Genomic DNA, 19,314 nt, shown 5'->3' with positions numbered 1-19,314 from the left:
AGAGAACATTATGCTAGTAGTACGCGCCATCAACGCTTCTGACCTGGACGCCCTGTACGGCTTGGCCAGCCAGGTCGGCACCGGCATGACCACCCTCAAGCCGGACATGAAAATGTTGGGCGACCGCCTGGCCATCGCCTGCGCCTCGTTCGCCGAAACCATCCCGCCCGAAAAGCGCGACTACATGTTCGTCATGGAAGATACGGATACAGGCCGCCTGGCCGGCGTGTGCGCCATCAAGGGCGCCGTGGGCCTGGAAGAACCGTTCTATAACTACCGCATCGGCACCCTGGTCCATTCCAGCCGCGAACTCGACGTGTTTACGCGCATGGAAACCTTGTACCTGTCGAACGACCTGACAGGCAGCACGGAACTGTGCTCGCTGTTTTTGCACCCCGATTACCGCAGCGGCAACAACGGCAAGCTGCTGTCGAAAAGCCGCTTCCTTTTCATCGCCCAGTTCCCGCACCTGTTCACGGAAAAACTGATCGCGGAGATGCGCGGCTACCAGGCGCCGGACGGCAGCTCGCCGTTCTACGAGGGCCTGGGGCGCCACTTCTTCAAGATGGATTTCCACCACGTCGACGACTTGACGAGCCTCGGTAAAAAATCCTTCATCGCCGAGCTGATGCCGCGCCAGCCCATGTACGTGGCTTACCTGCCCGACGAGGCGCAGGAAGTCATCGGCAAGGTGCATCTGAGCACGGCGCCCGCGCGCCGCCTGCTGGAGCAGGAAGGCTTGCACTTCGAAGGCTATGTCGACATTTTCGACGCCGGTCCCGTGCTGCAGGCGCGCGTGTCCGAGTTACGCGCCATGCGCGACAGCATGCCGGCTGTGCTCGACGCCGAGGCTGCGTCTGAAGTGTGCGGCGACGCCGTCCAGGCCGAGCCTTACCTGGTGTCGAACACCGACCTGAAAGATTTCCGCATGATCGTCACCAGCGCCAATCCGCACAGCGGCAAGATCGCGCTGGACGACGATGAACTGCATTTGCTGCGCTGCCATCACGGCGACACCGTGCGCACCTTGTCACTCAACCCGAGGAAGCATCCCCATGTCTAACGTATTTAATTCGTCTACCGCAGCATCGAACTTCATCAACGGCGCCTGGCTGCCAGGCACGGGCCGCGAACTGGTCACCATCGACCCGTCGAACGGCAAGCAGACCTGGGCCAGCCTGGAAGCGACGGAAAACGAAGTGGAGCAGGCTTGCCAGGCCGCCCGCGCCGCCTTTGAAGCATGGGCCGATACGCCCGTCGAAGAACGCATCGCCATCTGCGTGCGCTTCCGCGAGCTGCTGAAGGAGCACGCCGAAGCGCTGGCGCTGCTGATCTCGGAAGAAGTGGGCAAACCGCTGTGGGAATCGCGCACGGAAGTGGCCACCATGGCCAACAAGATCGATATCTCGGTGCAGTCGTACAACGCGCGCACGGGCATCACGCAAAGCAAGATCGCCGACGGCGACGCCGTGCTGCGCCACCGTCCGCATGGCGTGTTCGGCGTGTTCGGCCCGTACAATTTCCCCGGCCACCTGCCGAACGGGCACATCGTGCCGGCCCTGATCGCCGGTAACACCATCGTCTTCAAGCCCAGCGAATATGCGCCGCGCACGGCCATCAAAACCGTGCAGCTTTGGCAGCAGGCCGGCTTGCCGGATGGCGTCGTCAACCTCGTCAACGGCGGGCGCGATACGGGCGTGGCCCTGGGTGCCAATGCGCACCTTGACGGCGTGCTGTTTACGGGTTCCTGCCAGACGGGCATCAGCCTGCACCGCCAGTTCGGCGGCCAGCCGGGCAAGATGCTGGCGCTGGAAATGGGCGGCAACAACGCCCTCGTCGTGTGGGACGTGAAGGACGTGGACGCGGCCGTGCACCACGCGATTTTCTCCGCCTTTGTCTCCGCCGGCCAGCGCTGCACCTGCGCGCGCCGCCTGGTGGTGCAGGACAACGCTGCCGGTGCCGCGTTTGTCACGCGCCTGGTGGAAGTGGCCGCGAAACTGGGCATCGGCGCGTCCGACGCCCAGCCGCAGCCCTTCATGGGTCCAGTGGTGTCCAGTGCCGTGGCCGCGCGCCTGGTGCAGGCGCAGGCGGATATGGTCTTCAGGGGCGGCACCACCTTGCTGCAGATGCGCCAGCTCAATCCGCAGGCGGGCTTTGTCACGGCCGGTATCGTCGACGTTACCGCTGCTACCGGCATCCCTGACGAAGAGTGGTTTGGTCCCCTGCTGCAGGTGATCCGCGTGGCCGATTTCGATGCGGCCCTGAAGGTGGCCAACGCCACCGAATTCGGCCTGGCCGCGGCGCTCTTGTCCGACGACCCGGCCCTGTGGCAAACTTTTCAAACGCGCGCTCGCGCCGGCATCATCAACTGGAACCGTCCGACGACGGGAGCGGCCAGCACAGCGCCGTTCGGCGGCATCGGCAAGTCGGGCAACCACCGTCCGAGCGCGTATTACGCGGCCGATTACTGCGCCTACCCGGTCGCTTCGATCGAGAACAGCGCGCTGGAAATGCCAGCCAAGCTGTCGCCCGGCCTGAATTTTTAAGGAAATCCCATGCACAGCACGCGCGAATACAACTTTGACGGCCTGGTCGGGCCATCGCATAATTATGCCGGACTATCGTTCGGCAACGTGGCCTCGTTCAGCAATGTGAAAAGCGCTTCGAATCCGAAGCAGGCTGCCTTGCAGGGCCTGGCCAAGATGCGCGCCCTTGCCGCGCGTGGCTTTGCGCAAGCCTTGCTGCCGCCGCAGGAGCGGCCGAACTTCCGCCTGTTGCGCTCCATCGGTTTCACGGGCACGGATGCCGAAGTGCTGGCGCGCGCCTACAAGGAGTCGCCCGTCATCCTGGCTTGCGCGTATTCCGCCTCGCCCATGTGGACGGCGAATGCCGCCACGGTCAGCCCGTCGGCCGACACGCAGGACGGCCGCGTGCATTTCACGGCCGCCAACCTGAATAACAAGCTGCACCGCGCCTTCGAGCACGCGCAGTCGGCGCGCAGCCTGCGCGCCATTTTCAGCGATGACAAGCACTTCGCCGTGCACGAGGCGCTGCCCTCGACGCCGGCCTTTGGCGACGAGGGCGCGGCCAACCACACGCGCCTGGGCGCAAGCCACGGTGCGCCATCGGTTGAACTGTTTGTGTATGGTCGCGTGGAGTTCGACCCATCGGCGCCGTCGCCGAAGCGCTATCCGGCGCGCCAGACCCTGGAAGCGTCGCAAGCCGTGGCGCGCCTGCATGGCCTGGACACCAAACGCACCGTGTACGTGCAGCAGAATCCTGACGTGATCGACCAGGGCGTGTTCCATAACGACGTCATCGCCGTCGGCAATGGCAATGTGCTGTTCTATCACGAGCAGGCGTTTGCCGATGAAGAGGCAAGCCTGTCGCAGCTGCACCGCGCCGTCGCCGCCACGGGGGCCGATTTGCAGGCGCTGCGCGTGGACACGGGCCAGGTGCCGATCGCGGACGCCGTCAGCAGCTATCTGTTCAACAGCCAGCTATTGACGAAAGAGGGCGGCAAGATGGCGCTGGTGATACCGCAGGAATGCCAGGAAAACCGCGCCGTGTCGCGCTACCTGGACGGCCTGGTGGCCAGCGGAGGCCCGGTCGATGAACTGATACATTTCGACCTGCGCCAGAGCATGCGCAACGGCGGCGGGCCCGCCTGCCTGCGTTTGCGCGTGGCCCTGACGGAAACCGAGGCGCGCGCCATGCACCAGGGCGTGATCATGACGGAAACGCTGTACCATCGGCTGGTGCAGTGGGTGGAAAAACACTACCGCGACCATCTGGAGCCGGGCGACCTGGCCGATCCGCAACTGGCGCTGGAAGTGCATGCGGCGCTTGAAGAATTGACGATCATCCTCAACTTACCAGGATTGTACGACTTGTAGGCGATAGAAAATACACAGAAAAAATCCGAGACAGACTATCCGTAGCACAGACAGAATTGGACGGGCGACCCCCGTCTCTTGACACCGCTGCCGCCCAGCCACAAGCCCGAACGACAGCGTTGGACATTCACATTACCGTAATGGAGATGCAAGATGAATCACACGCCACAAGATTTGCGTACACAAACGCTGGAGTTGATTAACGCGGCTGGCAAGGCAGGCAAGGCGGCAGCGCCTGTCGTGCAACTGGTGCAGGCATGGCTCGACTCGCTCGACGCCGAAGACCTGGCCGACATCGCGCCGGACAGTCTGGCGCCCGTGCTGGTCGACGGCTTCACGCAAGCGGCCAAACGTACCGGCAATGGCTGCCAGATCGCCACCCTGCGCTATGCGGATGGCCGTGGCGGCATGGCGAGCGCCTTGCTGATCCTGAACGAAGACATGCCCTATCTGGTCGACTCCATCGTCATGGCCATGCGCCGCCAGCACCTGGCCGTGCGCGGTGTGATGAACACCGTGCTGCCCGTGCGCCGCGCCGCCGACGGCAGCGTGGAAGCGGTGCGCCAGCCGGGCGACCCGCTCGAATCGTATGTGCTGGTGCTGCTCGACGAAGAGCTGGCGCCGGAAGCTCTGGCCGCGCTGGTCGCCGCCCTGGAGACGGTCGCGCGTGACGCCGCGGTGGTGCGCCGCGATAGCGCCGCCATGAGCGAGCGCCTGGCCGCCGTCGCCACGACTGCCGCCCAGCATGGCGAAGAAGGCGCGGAAGTGGCCGCCTTCCTGGAATGGGCACGCAGCGGCGGCTTTGAAGTGTTCGGCTACGCCTACTACCGCGTCAAGCCGGGCGTGCGCGAACTCGAACGCGACATCCCGAGCCGCGTCGGCGTGCTGCAGGATACGGCGCACCCCGTCTACGGCACCTGCCTGGCGAATATCCCGGGCGACTTCGACACCCTGGCCAAGCGCGACTCGGCGCTGTCCATCGTCAAGGCTGACGTGGCAGGCACTTTGCATCGCGACCAGCAGCTGGACTTCATCGGCGTGCGCGACATGGATGCGCAAGGCGCGATCCTGGGCGAGCATTGCTTCGTCGGCCTGTTCACCCGCGCCGGCAATTCCACTCCGCTGGCGGCACTGCCGTTTGCGCGCGGCCGCGTGGCCAAGGTACTGAGCCTGGCCGGCGTGCGCCAGCAAGGCTTCCGTGCCGAGAAGTTCCGCGAAATCCTCGAATCGCTGCCGCGCACGGAAGCGCTGGAAGCGGACCTCGATTGGCTGGCGCAAGTGTGCGGCGCCGTCGTCTCGCTGTACAAGCAGCCGCGCACCAAGGTCTTCGCGCGCCGCGACGTGTATGCGCGTCACCTGAACGTGCTGGTCTACCTGCCGCGTGAGCGCTACAGCGCCAGCGTGGCATCGAGCCTCGCAAAAGCCCTGCAAGCAAGTTCCGGCGCCACGCATGTGAGCACGCAGACCCTGGTGGCCGACGGCCCGCTGGCGCGCGTCTACCTGATCGCCCACGCCGCGCGCTACCCGCTGGACCTGGAAACGGATATCGAACAGCCGTTGCTGGGCGTGCTCGATGGCTGGCATAACGGCTTTGCGGCCGTGGCCGACGCCGTGCCCGACGTGGCACTGCGCACCAGCCTGCGTAAACTGTGCGCTACTTTGCCGCTCGATTACGTGGCCGCCACCGCGCCCGCCATCGCCTTCCGCGACCTCGACACCATCCTGCGCAATACCGACCCGGCGCACGTGGCCGTGCGCATCGAGACCGGTGCCGTTACCACCATCCGTTTGTACTCGGCCAACAAGGTGCCGCCGCTGTCGACCATCCTGCCGGCTCTGCACAATGCGGGCGTGGCGATCGACCGCGAACAGGCGTATTCGGTTTCGCTGTCCGACGGCACGCGCTATTTCGTCACCAGCCTGACGGTCGATGCCGCCAGCGCGGCGAAACTGGCGCAGCCATCCGTCGTCGCCGTGGCGCAGGAGCTGTTTGCGGCCCTGTTCAACGACACGGCCGAAGATGGCCGCCTGAATGGCCTCGTCATCGAAGGCGGCTTGTCGACGCGCGAAGTGCAACTGGTGCGCGCCTACACCAGCTACTGGCGCCAGACGGGCAGCCGCTTCTCGGTGCGCTACATTGCCGAAAGCCTGCGCAAGCAGCCGGCCCAGGTCAAAGCCCTGGTCGACGCTTTCCTGCTGCGCTTCGATCCTGCGCTGTCCGACGCGCAGCATGCGGCCGCCCTGGAGGCCATCGCTATCATCAAGGCCGGCCTGCCCTCCGTGAACCATGCGGACACCGAGGAAATCCTCGGCGCGCTGGCCGACTTGATCAGCGCCACGCTGCGCACCAGCTACTTCCAGAACAATCAAGCCGGCGACAAGATCATCTTCAAGTTCGACACCAGCAGCCTGGCGCTGGTGCCGGAACCGCGTCCTTACCGCGAGATTTTCGTCTTCTCGCGCCGTTTCGAAGGCGTGCACCTGCGCGGCGGCCCGGTCGCCCGTGGCGGCTTGCGCTGGTCCGACCGCATGGAAGACTACCGCACCGAAGTGCTGGGCCTGGTCAAGGCGCAGATGGTGAAGAATGCCGTCATCGTGCCGGCTGGCGCGAAGGGCGGTTTTGTCTGCAAGATGATGCCGAAGGACGCCGTGCGCGAAACCATCGCGGCCGAAGGCGAAGCCGTCTACCGCCTGTTCATTTCCAGCCTGCTGGAAGTGACGGACAACCGCTCGCTGGGCAATATCGTGCCGCCGGTCGATACCGTGTGCTTCGACGAAGCCGACCCGTATCTGGTGGTGGCCGCCGACAAGGGCACGGCCACGTTCTCGGACATCGCCAACGGCATCGCCGTGCAGCGCGGTTTCTGGCTCGGCGACGCGTTCGCTTCGGGCGGCTCGAACGGCTACGACCACAAGAAGCTGGGCATCACGGCCAAGGGCGCATTCGAAGCCGTGAAGCGCCACTTCTATGAAATGGACCACGACCTGAACACCACCCCGATCACCATGGTCGGCGTGGGCGACATGTCGGGCGACGTGTTCGGCAATGGCGTGCTGCTGTCGCGCCAGCTGAAACTGGTGGCCGCGTTCGACCACCGTCACATCTTCCTCGACCCGACACCGGACGTCGCCGTCTCGTTCGATGAGCGCGCGCGCCTGTTCGCCTTGCCGCGTTCCTCGTGGGACGACTACAACAAGGACTTGATCTCGGCAGGCGGCGGCGTGTATCCGCGCTCCGCCCGCACGATCGAACTGTCGCCGCAAATCCGCGCCGCACTCGATATCGCCGAAACCTCGCTGCCGCCGGAAGAACTGATGCACCGCATCCTGAAGGCGCCCGTGGACCTGTTCTACAACGGCGGCATCGGTACCTACATCAAGGCTTCCACCGAGACGCATGCACAGGTGAAGGACCGCGCGAATGACCATATCCGCGTCAGCGGCAATGAGCTGCGCGTGAAAGTCGTGGCCGAAGGCGGCAACCTGGGTGCGACCCAGGCAGGCCGTATCGAGTTTGCACTGACGGGCGGTCGCATCTTCACCGATGCGATCGACAATTCGGCCGGCGTGGATTGCTCGGACCATGAAGTCAACGTGAAAATCTGGCTGGACGTGGAAGTCAATGCGGGCAAGCTGACGGAAGCCGACCGCAATCGCGAGCTGTATGCGATGACGGACGACGTCGAGCGCCTGGTCTTGCGCGACAACACGCAGCAGACGCATTTGCTGGTGCGCGAATTGCAGGCGCAAAGCGAAAGCGCCGTACAGGATGGCTATGCCGCCCTGATTGCCAGCCTGGAAGAAGAGGGCGCCCTGTCGCGCGAACTGGAGCAATTGCCGTCGGTGGCCGAACTGGCACGCCGCAAGGCCGACGGTCGTGGCTTGACCACGCCGGAACTGGCCGTGGTGATCGCCAACGTGAAGAACCGCTTCAAGCGCATCCTCTCAAGCCTGCCGTTGACCGGTGAAACCTGGGCCGAGCCGGTCCTGAAGCCTTACTTCCCGTCCTTGCTGGTGGAAACCCGTTCGGCGCTCGACCACCCGCTGGCCAACGCCATCCTGGCGACCGTGCTGGCCAATGAAGTGATCAACCGCTGCGGTCCGCTGATGATCCGCAACCTGGCGGCGGAGCACGGCGTGGACGAATCGACCGTGATCCTGGCCTGGGGCCAGGCATGGGTGGCGCTGAACCTGGCGCCCGTGTTCGACGCGCTCGATGCGGACGCGCTGACGATCCCACGCGACGTGTCGATCAAGGTCGACGCGCAAACGCGCGTGCTGCAGCAAACGATGATCGCCGGCGTGCTGTCGGTGCCTGCCGAACAGTTGCGCGGCGCCGGCCTGGCCGAACTCACGCGCCTGTTTGGCGCGGAATCGAAGCGCGACCTGCTGAAAGCCGTCGGCATCAAGTCGGAAGCCGCACTGGTGCCGGGCTTGACACCAGCCTTCGTGCAGGCGTGGGATGCGGTCGATGCGCTGGAAGTCGTCGCCGGCTTCCTGTTCCCGGCCCTGTCCGTGCCGCGTCCTGCGGCGATGGACCTGGCGGCCTTCCTGCAAGTGGGCCTGGCCCTGCGCAGCCAGGCGGGTATCGGCACGCTGGAGCGTGGCTTGAAGCTGGCCGCGCAAGGCAAGTCGCAGGAGCAGTTGCGCAACTACGCGCAGCAAGCCCTGCGCCGCACGCAACAGCGTCTGCTGACGCAGGTGCTGGCGCGCGCCGAGCAAGGCAATGCAGGCCAGGCCGTCGATGCCGTGACGGGCGCGCTGGGCCTGTCGGCCTATGTGGCGGCGACGGAACTGGAGCAAGCCATGCTGGACGTGTGGACCTTGTCGGAAGCCGTGAATAAAATCACGGCGAAACCCACAGCGGAAGCGGCGGTGTAATGACGCAAGCAGTAACGCAGGTAGTAACCCAGGTAGTAGCGGGCGCTGGCGGCTTGCCGCCAGCCGTGCAGGCGCTGGCGCAGGCCGATTTCAGCGGCGTGGCGCAGCTGTTCGCCAACGCCGGTTTCACGGTGGCCTTGCCGGCGCCCGGCATGCTGCAAGTCGTCAAGCCGCAGGCCGATGCGGGGCGCGCCAGCGTGGCCGTCTCGGTGGGCGTGCATGGCGACGAAACGGGGCCGATCGAAGTGCTGGCGCATCTGCTCGACGCCCTGTCGCGCGATGCGTCGGCGCTGGCCGTCGACCTGCTCGTTTGCGTGGGCAATGTCGATGCGATCCGGGCCGGCAAGCGTTTCATCGACGCCGACCTGAATCGCATGTTCCGTCCCGTGCGGGGGAGTTTGGCGCAAGCGGCGGAAAGCGCGCGCGCCGATGAAATGATCGCTGCGACAGCAGCGTTCTTTGACGCGGCGGGCCCCGTGCGCTGGCACCTGGACTTGCACACAGCCATCCGGCCTTCCGTGTACCCCACGTTTGCCATCGTGCCCGACCTGGTGGCCGACGACGCCAAGGCACAGCTGATCGACTGGCTGGGCCAGGCGGCCATCGGCGCCATCATCATGAACCCGCAGTCGGCCGGCACCTACAGTTATTACTCGGCTGAGCATTTCGGCGCGGCTGCCAGCACGGTGGAGCTGGGCCGCGTGGGTACCCTGGGGCAGAACGATTTGTCCCTGTTCGACGATGTGTCGCGGGCGCTCGATGGCTTGCTGCGCGGCTTGCCTGCGCAGCCCGTCAAGGCGCAACCGCACGTGTTCAAGGTGGCGCAGGAAATCATCAAGCACAGCGATGAATTCCGCATGGCGTTTGATCGCAGCACGCAGAATTTCACCTCCCTGCCGCAGCACGCCGTGATCGCCAGCGATGGCGACCATGTCTACACGGTGCAGCATGCGGAAGAGCTGGTGGTGTTTCCGAACCCGGACGTGCGTGTGGGCTTGCGCGCGGGCTTGATGGTGGTGCGTACTTCCTGATCTTTCAGTCATGCATAGCATCAGGCGCCAGCCGGGGAAACCCGCCTGGCGCTTTTTTTGCCAAAAAGATGCCGCACAGAAATAATTATCCATTAAGCAATCAATTGGTTTAAAATATTTTCCCTTTTGCAATTTATTGGACCGTTCATGTTGAAACGCCTGCTGACAGCCCTGCTGTGCCTGACCCTCTCCGGCCTGACGGCTGCCGCCCCTGCCGATGAGAAGGCTTCTGCGCCGGAAATGACGGCCGAACAATTCCTCGCCCAGTTGCACTTGCAGCGCGGCAAGATCACCTTGCCGGGCGGTATCGCCACCCTGGACTTGCCCGCCAACTTCCGTTATCTGTCGCCGACGGACGCCGAGCGCGTGCTGGTCGATGCCTGGGGCAATCCACCGGGCATGGTATCGCTGGGCATGATCGTGCCCGCCAAGACCAGCGTGCTCGAGCGCGACAGCTGGGGTGTCATCGTCACGTATGAAAAGGAAGGGCATATCAAGGATGACGATGCGGACAGCATCAAGTACGACGAATTGCTCAAGGATATGCAGGCGTCCGTGCTGGAAAACAATGCGGAGCGCAAGAAGCAGGGCTATCCCGGCATCCATTTGATGGGCTGGGCGGAAAAACCCAGCTATGCCAAGGATACGCACAAGCTGTACTGGGCCAAGGACTTGATGGTCGATGGCGGCGAACACTCGCTCAACTACAACGTGCGCGTGCTGGGCCGCGAAGGCGTGCTGAACCTGAACGCGATCGCCAGCATGCAGCAGATCGAGGCGATCAAGAAAGAGATGCAGCAAGTGACGGCGTTCACGGAATTTACCGAGGGTAACCGCTACACGGATTTCGACAGCAAGACGGACAAGGTAGCCGAATATGGCCTGGCGGCGCTGGTGGCGGGCGGCGTGGCCAGCAAGCTGGGCCTGTTTGGCAAACTGCTGGCGCTGTTGTTGGCCTTCAAGAAAGTGCTGATCCTGGCCGTGGTGGGCGGCGGTGCGGCCATCGTCAAGTTTTTCGGCGGCAAGCGCAAGGATAAGCAGGCGCCGCAGCCGCAGCCAGTACCGCAGCCGGAAGCGGCGGAACAGCCCGGCCATGCGCCGGATGGCAAGGTAAACCTGGACAAGTAATAGCAACTGGGCCGCTCGGTGCGCTGGCGCACAGGAGTGGCGTTGCGCGCGCTGCCGGAAGACGGCGCCTCGGGTACACTGGCTCATCGTTCATTCTCAGGAGTCCGCCATGTCCGTGTCCATGTATCAGGCAACCATTCTCGTCTTCATCCGCGGCTTGCGGGTCGTCTCGGCCCTGCTGGAAAAAGCGCAAGCCCATGTGGAGGAAGATGGCATCGTGCCCGAGATTCTATTGGGCGCGCAGCTGGCGCCCGACATGCTGGATCTGACGGCGCAGGTGCAGCGCGCCAGCGATACGTCGAAGATGTCGGTCGAGCGCCTGAGCGGCGTGCCGGCGCCGAAGTTCGAGGATAACGAAGCGTCGTTTGAGCAGCTGCAGGAACGTATCGCCAACACCATCGCCTACATCGACAGCGTGAATGCGGGCCAGATGGCGGGCAGCGCGCAGAAGGAAGTCGTGCTGAACTGGACCGACGAGGGCAAGAAATTCTCGGGCGACAATTACCTGCTCAGCTTTGCCTTGCCGAATTTTTATTTCCACGTCTCGATGGTCCACGCCATCCTCAGAAACAATGGCGTGGCCGTGGGCAAGCTCGATTATCTGGGACCGTACGATTAACGCTGTGGCTGCTGTTGGACCTGATTCTGCACCGCATTGCCCAGCATGCCGCCGCCGATCACGCCGGCCACCGTCGCCAGCGCCTTGCCGCGGCCACCACCGACCTGATTGCCGATCAAGCCGCCGATGACGGCGCCCGTGCCGATGCCCACGTAGTTCGGTTGTGTTGGCGCCGGTGCAGGCACTGGCTGCGGCTGGCGTACGGGTTCGCGGTAAGCCGTGTCGCGGTAGCCATCATTGTTATCGTTGTAGGCAGGACGCGCCTGCGCCACTTGCGTGTGGTGCACGACGCGCTTGTGCACGACGGGAGCCGGGGCTGGTGCCTGGGCGGCTTGCGCCACGACAGGCGCGGCGAGCGGGGCCGTCACGGGCGCTGCCAGGGCCGCGGCGCTGGCCGGCGTCATGGCGGCCACGTCGGCAGGAATGGCTGGCGTGGCAGGCACGTTCGCCCGCGAATTGGGCAGGATGCCGGCGATGGACGCCGCGCCGACCAGGCACAGGACGGTCACGGAAATGGCGGCGCCGGCCATCAAGGGGTGGATGCGGCTGGCGGTAGTCGTCGTGTTCATGTGTTCTCCTGGGTGGCAAGGTGTTGCGCTGTTGTTGATGTGTCCAGATTAACGGTCGCGTCGGCCCAAGGCTAGCCCTTGCGCTGTATCAAACGTAAGCAGGTGTAAGCCGCGCTTTCCAAAGCACAGTAGAATCGGTGCATTCCCTTCTCCGGAGTCCGCCATGAGCCAGTTATTCACGCCATATGCACTGGGGCCGCTGCTCGTGGCCAACCGTATCGCCATCGCACCCATGTGCCAGTACTCGGCCGACAACGGCAACGCCACCGACTGGCACATGATCCACCTGGGCCACCTGGCCCTGTCCGGGGCGGGCTTGCTGATGACGGAAGCGACGGCCGTCTCGCCCGAGGGACGCATCTCGGCCGAAGACCTGGGCCTGTGGTCGGACGCGAACCAGGCGGCGCTGGCCAACGTGGTGCAGGCGATCCGCCGCCACGCGCCGATTCCACTGGTGGTGCAGCTGGGCCACGCGGGACGCAAGGCGTCGAGCCGCGCGCCCTGGCAGGGCGGTGCCTGCGTGCACCTGGCCGAAGGCGGCTGGCAAACGGTGGCGCCATCCGCCATTGCCCACTCTCCCGGTGAAACCGTGCCCATCGCCCTCGATGAGATGGGTTTGTTGCAGATCAAGGGCGCGTTTGTGGCGGCTGCCCAGCGCGTGCATGCGCTCGGCATCGAAGGCATCGAACTGCATGCGGCGCACGGTTATCTGCTGCACCAGTTCCTCTCGCCCCTGTCCAATCACCGTACCGACGTGTATGGCGGCAGCCTGGAAAACCGCATGCGTTTTCCGCTGGAAGTGTATGAAGCCGTGCGCGCCGCCGTGCCCGACAGCGTGGCCGTGGGCGTGCGCCTTTCCGCCACCGACTGGGTCGATGGGGGTTGGGAAATAGAACAAAGCGTGCGCTTCGCGCAGGAACTCAAGCAGCTGGGCGCCGACTTCATCCACGTCTCCAGCGGTGGCATTTCGCCGCAGCAGCAAATTCCCGTGAGTCCCGGCTACCAGGTGGCGTTTGCCGAACGCATCAAGCGCGACAGCGGCTTGCCCACCATCAGCGTGGGCTTGATCACGGAAGCGCAGCAGGCGGAAGACATCGTTGCGCAAGGTCAATCCGACATGGTGGCGCTGGCGCGCGCCATCCTGTTCGACCCGCGCTGGCCCTGGCATGCTGCGGCCCAGCTGGGCGCGCAGGTGCAGGCGCCACCGCAGTACTGGCGCTCGCAGCCGCGCGAATTCAAGCACCTGTTCGGCGACACGACCCTGGGGCAGCGCTAACAGGCTTGCTCTGCTACACTGACGCTTCTTCCCCATTTCTCCAGGACACTTCGACATGCGCCATTGATACTGCCGTGCTGTGCACGGCCTCGCCCTTCCCGCCACAGCGCCTTTGCGCCGCGCGGGTTCGCCAGCCCTGTCTGCACGTACAAGGAGTATCCATGCCCGCATTACTACAACTCGACCGTCTTTCCTTCGTGCTGCCCGATGGCCGCACCCTGTTTTCCGATTTGCAATTCGCGTTTGCCCCGCAACGTATCGGCCTCGTCGGCGATAACGGTGTGGGCAAGAGCGTGCTGGCGCGCCTGCTGGCATGCCAGGCGCAGCCGTCTTCTGGCGCCGTGCGTTGTGACGGCGCCGTGCATTACGTGGCACAGGAACTCGATCCGCAGCGCTATCCCACCGTGGCGGCCCTCGCTGGCGTGAGCAGCTTGCTGGCGGCGCTGGCGCGCATCGCCGAAGGCAGCATCGACGAGGCCGACTACACCCTGGTGGGAGACCGCTGGGATGCCCATGCGCGCTTGCGCCAGGCGCTCGACGCGCTTGATTTATCTCATATCGATGCCGACACGCCGACGGCTGGCCTGAGCGGTGGCGAGCGCCAGCGCATCGCCCTGCAAGGGGCCTGGCTGTCGCAGGCGGACTGGCTGGTCCTCGATGAGCCGAGCAACCACCTTGATGTCCATCAACGTGCCCGCCTGGTGGCGCAGATGGCGCGCTGGCCAGGCGGCTTGCTGCTGATCAGCCATGACCGCGGCTTGCTGCAGCACGTCGATGAAATTGTCGAGCTGTCGCCGCAGGGCTTGCGCAGCTATGGCGGCAATTACGCCATGTTTGCGCAGCAGCGCGCGCTGGAACAGGCTGGCTACGCCGCCGCCCTGCAGGCGGAAAAGGCCGGCGCCAGGCGCGAACAGCGCGAGGCGCAGCAACAGGCAGAACGCCAGCAGAAACGGGTGACGCGCGGTGAGCGCGAGGGCCGCGAAGGCAATCAAAGCAAGCTGCTGCTGGACGCGAAAAAGGAGAAAAGCCAGGATAGCCAGGGCAGGCTGCGTGTGCGCGCGCAAGAGGCGCAGCAGGCGCGCCAGCAAAGGGTGATGGACGCCAGCGCCCGCTGCGCGCCCGAGGCCGAACGGCTGCTGCTGGCGCCCGAGAGTGGCGTGCCGAACGGGAAACTGATCCTGGAGCTGCGCGAATTGGTCTTGCCGCATGGCCAGGCGCACGCCATCAACCTGGTGCTGAGCGGCCCGCGCCGCCTGGCCGTGACGGGAGACAATGGCAGCGGCAAGTCGACCCTGCTGCGCGTGATCGTGGGACAGCTGGCGCCCGCCAGCGGCGCGCTGCGCTGCCATGCGCAGGTGGCGTGGCTGGACCAGCATGCTGGGCTGCAAGACGGCGAGTGGAGCGCCGTGCAACGCTTGCAGGAACGCAACAGCATTGTGCCGGAAGGCGAGTTGCGCACGCGGCTGGCGCTGCTGGGCATTGCCGGCGCGCGCGCCACCATGCCCAGCCGTTTGCTGAGCGGGGGCGAGCGCATGAAGGTGGCGCTGGCGGCCGAACTGTATGCGCAGACCCCGCCGCAATTGCTGCTGTTAGATGAACCCGACAATCATCTGGACTTGGCCAGCCTGCAGGCGCTCGAGCAGATGCTGCTGCAATATCAGGGGGCGTTACTTGTGGTTTCGCACGACCAGGCATTTCTGCAGGCGATAAACCTTGACCCGGAGGGCTTGACATTGCACAAGTGACAATTGAATGAAAAAATACACGCTCGATGCCTGGAGAGCATGCTTCATGAACCGATGCTGAATTTTGTTTGATTGTCGGTATAATCCACTGAATAACCTGGCCTATTTGTGAACTAAAACTGCTGGTTCACCAATATGATGACGTTTAATCTGGCACTGTTGTCGGTCACTGCCGCGCTGCCAGGGCGTCATCCTCCGTGCCCTGCCGTGCATGAATTTTGGTTTCGCTTATATTGTTTTCTTGGAGAAATAGCATGTCGTTTTACGAAAAACTCAAAGCCCTCAACATCGAATTGCCAGTCGTTGCCGCCCCAGCTGCCGCCTACGTGATGCATGCCCGCACGGGCAACACCGTCTTCCTGTCCGGCCACCTGGCCAAGAAGGATGGCAAGGTCTGGGTGGGTCAATTGGGCAAGGACGTCACCACGGAAGAAGGCAAGATCGCTGCGCGCGGCATCGCCATCGAACTGATCGCCACCTTGCAAGACGCATGCGGCGGCGACTTGAGCAAGGTCAAGCGCATCGTCAAGGTCATGAGCCTGGTCAATTCCACTTCCGAATTCACGGAACAGCACCTGGTGACCAATGGCGCCTCGGAACTGTTCGTCGAAGTCTTCGGCGACAGCGGCAAGCACGCCCGCTCCGCCTTCGGCGTGGCGCAAATCCCGCTGGGCGCTTGCGTCGAGATCGAACTGATCGCCGAACTGGCCTGATCAGCTGAGCATGCCGGCGCTTGCCGCCGGCTCGCCTTTTCCTCCTTTCCAGCAAGAGCGGAACCGCCATTGGGGTGGAGGGATCGGTGTATTCAAGAAAAAAACGGAGACACGTAATGAAAACGAGTGAACAAGGCTTGCACCGCGGCCTGGGCGAGCGGCAGATTCGCCTGATGGCGCTGGGCGCCGCGATTGGCGTGGGCCTGTTTTTGGGTTCCGGCAATGCGATCAAGATGGCCGGTCCCGGCATCATGCTGTCGTACATCATCGGTGGCGCGGTCATCTTCATGATCATGCGCGCGCTGGGCGAAATGGCCGTGCACAATCCCGTGGCTGGTTCCTTCAGCCGCTATGCCCAGGATTACCTGGGTCCCCTGCAAGGCTATCTGACGGGCTGGAACTACTGGTTCCTGTGGCTGGTCACGTGCGTGGCGGAAATTACCGCCGTCGCCATCTACATGGGCATCTGGTTCCCCGACGTGCCGCGCTGGATCTGGGCCCTGGCGGCCCTCGGCTCCATGGGTGCGATCAACTTGCTGGCCGTGAAAGCCTACGGCGAATTCGAATTCTGGTTTGCCCTGATCAAGGTGGTCACCATCATCCTGATGATCGTCGGCGGCACGGGCATGATCATCTTCGGTTTCGGCAATGGCGGCGTGGCCATCGGCATTTCCAACCTGTGGACGCACGGCGGCTTCTTCCCGAATGGCGCGCAGGGTGTGCTGATGTCGCTGCAGATGGTGATGTTTGCCTACCTGGGCGTGGAAATGATCGGCCTGACGGCCGGCGAAGCGGCGAACCCGAAGAAATCGATTCCCGACGCCATCAATTCCGTGTTCTGGCGCATCCTGATTTTCTATGTCGGCGCACTGTTCGTCATCCTGTCGATTTACCCATGGAATGAAATCGGCACCACCGGCAGCCCCTTCGTCATGACGTTCGAACGCCTGGGCATCAAGACGGCCGCCGGCATCATCAACTTCGTCGTGCTGACGGCAGCCTTGTCGTCGTGCAATGGCGGTATCTTCAGCACGGGCCGCATGCTGTACAACCTGGCGCTGCAAGGCCAGGCGCCGAAGGCGTTTGCGGAAACGACGGCCAGCGGCGTGCCGCGCCGCGCCATCCTGGTATCCGTCTTCGCGCTGCTGCTGGGCGTGCTGCTGAACTACCTGGTGCCGGAAAAAGTGTTTATCTGGGTCACCTCGATTTCTACCTTCGGCGCCGTCTGGACCTGGGGCGTGATCCTCGTCACGCAAATCCAGTTCCGCAAGACCTTGACGCCGCTGGAAATCAAGAACCTGGCCTTCCGCATGCCGTTCGCGCCCTACGGTTCCTGGATTTCGCTGGCTTTCCTGGCGCTGGTGATCGGCCTGATGGCGTATTTCCCCGATACGCGCATCGCCCTGATGGTGGGGCCGGCCTGGCTGATCCTGCTGACGGTGCTGTACTACGCGCTGGGCCTGGCGCCGAAAGACCGCCGCGACGACGTGCCGCAAGGCTACGAAGCGGGCTGGCCGCCGGCCGATGTGCCGCACGGCAAGAAGTAATCCAGCCTAGTTGAGCTGAATCAAAAGCGCGCCCCTGCACTTGCAGCGGCGCGCTTTTTCTTTCATATTGGCCATTCCATGCAGCACTAGCGCCAGTGCGCGTTTGATGGCGCACGCCTGGCGTTGTTTCCTTGCATCAAAGTTCTGTTTAGCTGAACCGATGAAAGCCCTATAATCGCTTAGTTTTGAAAATGGACGCGATCTTTCCGGTTTTTTGCCAGGTAGGGCCGGGGCGCCGTTTTTAAGTGTTTTTACCCGTCATGTTTCGAACGACACCTGACAAAACCGTAGCGAGCGGATGTAAGTTGTGGCTAAGAAGCGCAGCTGTGCGAATGCACAGTGAGCATCGCAGGCCGCAAATCACGACGCGCAGTAGGTTTTGGCAGGTGTTCAAGTGCATGCCTCATAAAGGAAGTCTAGTGAGCCAAACCCTGGTCCAGAAACTTTGCCGCACCAAGCCGATCGATACCACGGTCGAATATGGTGAAGGCCTCAGCAGCAGCGGCTTGAGCCGGTCCATCGGCCTGTTTTCCCTCACCATGATCGGCGTCGGCGCCACCATCGGCACGGGCATTTTCTTTACCATGGTCGAAGCCGTCCCCAAGGCGGGCCCTTCGGTCGTCCTGTCTTTCCTGATCGCCGCCATTACGGCCGGCCTGACGGCCCTGTGCTATGCGGAGCTGTCGTTCCGCATTCCCGCCTCCGGCTCCTCGTATTCGTTTGCCTACGCCACCGTGGGCGAGTTTCTTGCCTTCATCATGGCCGCCTGTCTGCTGCTTGAATACGGCTTGGCGGGCAGTGCCGTGGCCATCGGCTGGTCGTCCTACCTGAATAATTTCCTGGAAAATGCCTTCGGCTGGCACATTCCCGAGATGCTGCGCACGCCGATGATCGTTTCCGGCCCGCATGGCATGGAGTTTCATGCCGGCCACATCAACTTGCCGCCCATCTTCCTGATCTGCATGTGCGGCTTTTTGCTGCTGCGCGGCGCCAAGGAATCGGCCCTGATGAACGCCATCATGGTCATCATCAAGCTGGCGATCCTCGTGTTTTTCATCGTTATCGCGTTTTCCGGCTTCAATGCCGACAATTTCTTCCCCTTCTTCAATGCCGACAACAGCAAGGGCTTTGCCGGCATGACGGGCGTCACAGCCGCGGCCGGCACCGTCTTCTTCTCCTTCATCGGCCTCGATACGGTGGCGACGGCGGGGGATGAAGTGAAAAATCCTACGCGCAATGTGCCGCGCGGCATTCTCGGCGCCTTGCTCATCGTCACCGTGTTTTATTTGCTGGTGGCCGTGGCCGCCCTCGGCGCGCAACAGGCGAAATTGTTCGAAGGCCAGGAAGCGGGCCTGGCGGTGATCCTGCAAAACGTCACGGGCAAGACCTGGCCCGCGCTGGTGCTGTCGGCCGGCGCCGTCATTTCCGTCTTCAGCGTGACCCTGGTGACGATCTACGGCCAGACGCGCATCCTGTTTGCCGTCAGCCGCGACGGTCTGATCCCGAAGTCGTTCCAGAAGATCCACCCGCGCACCCTGGTGCCGGTCAGCAATACCATCATCGTTTGCCTGGTGGTGGCCGTGGTGGCTGGTTCCGTCGATGCCACGTACCTGTGGGACATGGTCAGCATCGGTACCTTGACAGCCTTCATGGTGGTGTCGATCGCCGTGCCCGTGCTGCGCCACAAGCAGGGCGCGAACCGCATCGAAGGCTTCAGCGTGCCGTTCGGGCCATATGTGATTCCTGGCCTCAGCGTGCTCGCTTGCCTGTACATCATGCGCGATTTGCCGCATACGACGTTTGTCGTGTTCAGTGTGTGGATGGCGGTGACGGTAGCCATTTATTTCCTGTACAGCATGCGGCATTCGCATCTGGGCAAGAAGGCCCGCTAATGCAGTCTGTTCTATCC

General features: G+C 63.6%; 13 protein-coding genes. 12 read left to right on the top strand and 1 reads right to left on the bottom strand.

Going from position 1 to position 19,314, the window contains the following annotated elements:
- Positions 1-10 precede the first annotated feature (10 nt).
- The 7 genes from astA (at position 11) to VPH40_RS16370 (ending at position 11,555) form a co-directional block, all read left to right on the top strand.
- Positions 11-1,063: an arginine N-succinyltransferase gene (gene astA / locus VPH40_RS16400; RefSeq protein WP_328573961.1), complete on the top strand. Its 1,053-nt coding sequence runs from the start codon at positions 11-13 to the stop codon at positions 1,061-1,063.
- Positions 1,056-2,546, top strand: a complete 1,491-nt coding sequence (astD, locus tag VPH40_RS16395) for a succinylglutamate-semialdehyde dehydrogenase (protein WP_328573960.1) — start codon at positions 1,056-1,058, stop codon at positions 2,544-2,546. The genes astA and astD overlap by 8 nt, the downstream gene beginning before the upstream one ends.
- Before the next feature lie 9 nt (positions 2,547-2,555).
- Positions 2,556-3,896, top strand: a complete 1,341-nt coding sequence (astB, locus tag VPH40_RS16390; RefSeq protein ID WP_328573959.1) for an N-succinylarginine dihydrolase — start codon at positions 2,556-2,558, stop codon at positions 3,894-3,896.
- Between the two features lie 153 nt (positions 3,897-4,049).
- The gene (locus tag VPH40_RS16385; protein WP_328573958.1) at positions 4,050-8,777 is read left to right on the top strand and encodes an NAD-glutamate dehydrogenase domain-containing protein; all 4,728 of its coding nucleotides are present in this window, start codon (positions 4,050-4,052) and stop codon (positions 8,775-8,777) included.
- Positions 8,777-9,808, top strand: a complete 1,032-nt coding sequence (locus VPH40_RS16380) for a succinylglutamate desuccinylase (protein ID WP_289917799.1) — start codon at positions 8,777-8,779, stop codon at positions 9,806-9,808. Before VPH40_RS16385 ends, VPH40_RS16380 begins: the two co-directional genes overlap by 1 nt.
- A gap of 147 nt (positions 9,809-9,955) precedes the next feature.
- On the top strand, positions 9,956-10,936 hold the full coding sequence (locus VPH40_RS16375) for a DUF2167 domain-containing protein (protein ID WP_099666222.1): 981 nt from the start codon (positions 9,956-9,958) through the stop codon (positions 10,934-10,936).
- A 109-nt stretch (positions 10,937-11,045) separates the two neighbouring features.
- Positions 11,046-11,555 (top strand): DUF1993 domain-containing protein, encoded by a 510-nt coding sequence (locus VPH40_RS16370; protein ID WP_328573957.1) that lies wholly within the window; start codon positions 11,046-11,048, stop codon positions 11,553-11,555.
- On the opposite strand, the gene VPH40_RS16365 is transcribed toward VPH40_RS16370, so the two are convergent.
- Entirely contained in the window at positions 11,552-12,124 is a 573-nt protein-coding gene (locus tag VPH40_RS16365) for a glycine zipper 2TM domain-containing protein (protein WP_328573956.1), read from the bottom strand. The genes VPH40_RS16370 and VPH40_RS16365 overlap by 4 nt on opposite strands.
- Positions 12,125-12,287: 163 nt before the next feature.
- Between VPH40_RS16365 and VPH40_RS16360 the strand changes: the two genes are divergently transcribed.
- The 5 genes from VPH40_RS16360 to VPH40_RS16340 all read left to right on the top strand — a co-directional run bounded on the left by VPH40_RS16360 (position 12,288) and on the right by VPH40_RS16340 (position 19,297).
- Entirely contained in the window at positions 12,288-13,400 is a 1,113-nt protein-coding gene (locus VPH40_RS16360) for an NADH:flavin oxidoreductase/NADH oxidase (RefSeq protein ID WP_305054224.1), read from the top strand.
- A gap of 161 nt (positions 13,401-13,561) precedes the next feature.
- On the top strand, positions 13,562-15,145 hold the full coding sequence (locus tag VPH40_RS16355; protein ID WP_328573955.1) for an ATP-binding cassette domain-containing protein: 1,584 nt from the start codon (positions 13,562-13,564) through the stop codon (positions 15,143-15,145).
- Between the two features lie 254 nt (positions 15,146-15,399).
- Positions 15,400-15,858 (top strand): RidA family protein, encoded by a 459-nt coding sequence (locus VPH40_RS16350; RefSeq protein WP_076571881.1) that lies wholly within the window; start codon positions 15,400-15,402, stop codon positions 15,856-15,858.
- Between the two features lie 116 nt (positions 15,859-15,974).
- Positions 15,975-17,405: an amino acid permease gene (locus VPH40_RS16345; RefSeq protein ID WP_099666226.1), complete on the top strand. Its 1,431-nt coding sequence runs from the start codon at positions 15,975-15,977 to the stop codon at positions 17,403-17,405.
- Positions 17,406-17,824: 419 nt separating this feature from the next.
- Positions 17,825-19,297, top strand: coding sequence for an amino acid permease (locus tag VPH40_RS16340; protein WP_099666227.1), 1,473 nt, complete (start codon positions 17,825-17,827; stop codon positions 19,295-19,297).
- The last annotated feature ends 17 nt before the right edge of the window (positions 19,298-19,314 follow it).

The organism is Janthinobacterium sp. P210005 (assembly GCF_036231865.1).
Classification (GTDB): domain Bacteria; phylum Pseudomonadota; class Gammaproteobacteria; order Burkholderiales; family Burkholderiaceae_D; genus Janthinobacterium; species Janthinobacterium kumbetense.
This window is presented reverse-complemented; position numbering and strand designations above follow the sequence as displayed.

Bases quoted from the DNA above. Each gene is read 5' to 3' on its own strand.
- VPH40_RS16370 (WP_328573957.1), top strand. From the start codon at position 11,046: ATGTCCGTGTCCATGTATCAGGCAACCATTCTCGTCTTCATCCGCGGC.
- astB (WP_328573959.1), top strand. From the start codon at position 2,556: ATGCACAGCACGCGCGAATACAACTTTGACGGCCTGGTCGGGCCATCG.
- astD (WP_328573960.1), top strand. From the start codon at position 1,056: ATGTCTAACGTATTTAATTCGTCTACCGCAGCATCGAACTTCATCAAC.
- astA (WP_328573961.1), top strand. From the start codon at position 11: ATGCTAGTAGTACGCGCCATCAACGCTTCTGACCTGGACGCCCTGTAC.
- VPH40_RS16385 (WP_328573958.1), top strand. From the start codon at position 4,050: ATGAATCACACGCCACAAGATTTGCGTACACAAACGCTGGAGTTGATT.
- VPH40_RS16375 (WP_099666222.1), top strand. From the start codon at position 9,956: ATGTTGAAACGCCTGCTGACAGCCCTGCTGTGCCTGACCCTCTCCGGC.
- VPH40_RS16345 (WP_099666226.1), top strand. From the start codon at position 15,975: ATGAAAACGAGTGAACAAGGCTTGCACCGCGGCCTGGGCGAGCGGCAG.
- VPH40_RS16360 (WP_305054224.1), top strand. From the start codon at position 12,288: ATGAGCCAGTTATTCACGCCATATGCACTGGGGCCGCTGCTCGTGGCC.
- VPH40_RS16355 (WP_328573955.1), top strand. From the start codon at position 13,562: ATGCCCGCATTACTACAACTCGACCGTCTTTCCTTCGTGCTGCCCGAT.
- VPH40_RS16380 (WP_289917799.1), top strand. From the start codon at position 8,777: ATGACGCAAGCAGTAACGCAGGTAGTAACCCAGGTAGTAGCGGGCGCT.
- VPH40_RS16365 (WP_328573956.1), bottom strand. From the start codon at position 12,124: ATGAACACGACGACTACCGCCAGCCGCATCCACCCCTTGATGGCCGGC.
- VPH40_RS16350 (WP_076571881.1), top strand. From the start codon at position 15,400: ATGTCGTTTTACGAAAAACTCAAAGCCCTCAACATCGAATTGCCAGTC.